This is a genomic window from Alcaligenes sp. RM2, assembly GCF_052931795.1.
Window position 1 is genome coordinate 1 of record NZ_JBRFIO010000010.1, and the last position, 2851, is coordinate 2851.

The 2851-nt window shown below is 56.8% G+C and carries 2 protein-coding genes; both read right to left on the minus strand.

Annotated elements, in window-relative coordinates; genetic code table 11:
- Positions 1-1413: S8 family serine peptidase (locus ACU6HM_RS18745; RefSeq protein ID WP_446764195.1), on the minus strand; the 1413-nt coding region annotated here is incomplete at its 3' end.
- Positions 1414-1658: 245 nt separating this feature from the next.
- Positions 1659-2851: autotransporter outer membrane beta-barrel domain-containing protein (locus tag ACU6HM_RS18750; protein WP_446764196.1), on the minus strand; the 1193-nt coding region annotated here is incomplete at its 5' end.

Genomic DNA, 2851 nt, shown 5'->3' on the forward strand with positions numbered 1-2851 from the left:
AACCGAATTACCTGGAGCCAGGGTGCCGTAGTTATCGACTTGAGCGACTGTACCGGCCCCCCCCAAGGTGCCTTCGCGTTCCACTGTGACCGCAGACGCCAGCGTGCCATTGACGGCCAGACGGCCCCCGCTGACGGTGGTGTCACCGGTATAGCTGTTATTGCCCGTCAGCTCCAGGGAGCCGGAACCGCGCTTGTGCAGGCCGCCGGTGCCACTGATGTCATTGGCGAAGGTGGAGTTGTAGCCTAGCGTATCGACGTCGAACAGACGAGTAAATTGTGCTGGCCCTTGCACGGCCTTGCCCACATTCATCAGGCCCCAGCCAAAAATGCTGGGGTCTCCCAGAGGGGTGGCGGTGGTCAGCAAGGTTTGCTGCAGGTGATACGCCGTGAAGTAGGGAAAGGCTTCTTTAACTAACGCTGCCGCTCCGGCCACGTGTGGCGATGCCATGGAGGTGCCACTTTTATAAATATAGCCTCCATCCGAGTTGACGGAGTTAATGCCAGGGGCCCACTGCCCCCCTGGTGCGGTCAAACACCACTCGGCGGAAACACCACATTTATTGGCGTAGACGGCCAAGGAACCATCTTCCCCGACTGCCGTCACGGCCAGCCAGTTGTCTTTCAGTTCGGGAAACCAGTAGGGAGAGCCGGCCAGAAAATCAGGGTGGTCTTGAGACTCATTGCCGGTAGCAAATACCATCAGGGAGCCAGCCTGCGCACTGTTCTTGAAGGACTCAATGATCAGAGGTTGAGCCTCTAGGGCGCTTTGAGCTGAGCCATAGTCCACAATATGGCAGGGTGGGTTATAGGACCTTGAGCAGTCATTGAGCCCCAGACTGCTATTGATAATGGGCAGCTTGAACTGGGCGAGATAGTTCCAGCCATTAGAAAGCATTCGATCTTGAAAGGCCCTTATATCGTCTGGAGTCGGGGTAGTGTCGTCACCACCATCATCATCGTCGTCATCGTCATCAGTATTGATGCCGTAGGCAACCGCAAAAAGCTGGCTATTGAAGGCGACGCCGTGCATGCCTGCTTCGTCGCGTCTCGCACCAATGATTCCGGCAACATGGCTCCCGTGTCCGGCAGGGAGCTGAGTATCGACTCCTTGGCCATTGGCGTAGGGGGTATTGTTGGCAAAGTCAAAGCCCCCAGCAATGGCGCCGGCAAACTCAGGGTGATTTGCCTGAATGCCCGAGTCCAGATAACCGACCGTGACGCCTTTGCCGGTAAAGCCCAGCGAATAGGCTTTGGCTGCATTGATCATGTCCAGGCCGGGTTGACGCTTATATTCTTTGGTGTGCCATTGCTCCAGTGAGCTCTCGGAATCGGCATGGACGATGCCAGGTAAAGTCAGGCTTAACAAAGCCATCTGCACCAGCATAGAGGTGTTGCGTTTCTTGTTCGACATGTCTTATCTACTTGGATCTTCTAAGGAGGGTGGCCACTCGTTGTGAAAACCTGCCTTGGAGGTTCTCAAGGCATCTTCAATTTAACGGCATAGCCGTTTAAACCGGCAGTTATGGGCTGCTGTATTGTTGAGGTCGTGTTCTTGTGGGCCCCTGCCATGCACGCGCATCGCAGGGATTTTTGATGGCCGTCTGTTATGCCTGCCGCGGGATTGGCGGAACGCCAAGCCCGCCTCGGGGCCTTAAATCAGAAACGGACCTTCATGAACAGGGAGCCAGCATGGTCCTGATTACGACCAAACTGACCCTGGTAGTTCAAGCCAAAGGAGGTGCTTTTGCCGGCTTTCAGTTCAGCGCCCAATTCGGCGACAGCAGCATTTTTGGCAATCGGCGCGCCGCTGATGCGGAAGTTGCTGCCGGGCAGTGCGGCAAAGGCCAGTTCACGTTCGGGGGTGGTGTCGCCCAGGGCATGACGCCAGCCTAAACCGGCACTCAAGGACAGCGTGGTTTTGGACAGATCCAGTTCCGTGGTGCCACGCAGACCCAGCGTCACGGTGCTCAGGTTCTGGCGTTGCGAGTCTCCGCGCAAGGCTGCCTGACCACCCGATTCGCTAAAGGAGCCGTGACGCAACTGATGCCAGTTCACGCTGGCATAGGGTTCAACGCTGGAGCGAGGGCTGACGGGCATGCGGTAGCCCAACTGGGCAAAGGCCTGGATGCTGTGCGCTTTGTAATCAGCCTTCAGTGTTTCGTATTGGTGAACAGAGATGGAACGCTCGCTGTCCAGGCTGTGGCGGGTATAAGCACCACCTGCCAGCAGACTCAGACTACCCGAACCCATTTCCCAGGCTTGCGTTCCGTACAGGGCGGCGCTGTAGCTGTTGCTGCGTGAGGTCTGACGGCGGTCATCCAGCTTGATGCGGTTTTCCAGGTAGCCCAGAGAGGCACCCATGCGCCAGCCTTGTTCGCCGATGGCGGTATCGCCACCCAGGAACAGGCCGCCCACTTTATGACGAACATCCTGGCTGTTGTCGTCACCGTCCAGATCGCGTTGTTGGTGAATCACTTCGGCCCATAGAACGGTGTCTGTGCCGTTTTTATTACGTGCGCCTGAGGCTTGTTTGCCTAAAGTGCGGGGCAAAAGATCCCCGTTGCTTAGCAGGGCGGAGGTCGTACCCGCATGGATTTGGCCTTGCAATTGCTCCATGTAGCCTGCGACCTGTCCGGACTGAGCATTGAGGACCGTATCGTACAGTTCGGCCATGGTGACCGGCGGTTGATCCGAGCCGGTATCCAAGGCATTAGCCACGGCTTTCTGGTTCCCCGTATTGGCAAATGTGGCAAACGGCGTGTCATTGCGCTTGATCATCAAGGACAGGCTGGGGCCATAAAGCAGTGTGGGCGACAGGAAAGCCATGTCATAAGTGATGTGACTGTATT